Raw genomic sequence first — 505 nt, forward strand, 5'->3', positions numbered from 1 at the left:
GAGTACGCCTCGTCACCGCGCATCACGGCCGTCCACTGGGCATCACTCATCGCGCCGGTACCGGAATCAGTGAGCAGGTCGATGTAGACGGACTCGGCGGGTAGGCCGAACATGTTGTAGTGTGCCCGTGTGAGGATGTTGGCGCGCTCCTCCCGGGAGGTCATCGCAATCGGTTCGACCATCTTGATCTTGAACGGTTCGGGGATGTACTTCATTGCACACTCCTTTGTGGGCCTGTAATACCTGCTGAACGGATGTTGACCAATTTCCGTTGATTCCCTCAACGGATTTTGCAATCTTCTCACCTCGCACCATACGTGTCAACGGTTTGTTGAACTTGATCACGTATCCGAGTACCACCGCGCCACATCCCCGGCTGCCCATCCTCACCTCGGAGACCCTATGAATCACATGTCAAGAGCTTCTCGAGAAGCGATGATCACCGCACTAGCCGGTCTCGTCGATCCTCTCAAACGGTCCCTCATCGGCAGCAGCGAAGTCGTAC

General features: G+C 56.2%; 1 pseudogene. It reads right to left on the reverse strand.

From position 1 onward, the window contains the following. Positions 1 to 215 (reverse strand): annotated as a pseudogene (locus ACU8YE_RS24440) (tyrosine phenol-lyase); the annotation flags it as partial. Positions 216 to 505 lie beyond the last annotated feature (290 nt).

This window comes from Ralstonia sp. VS2407 (assembly GCF_052950655.1).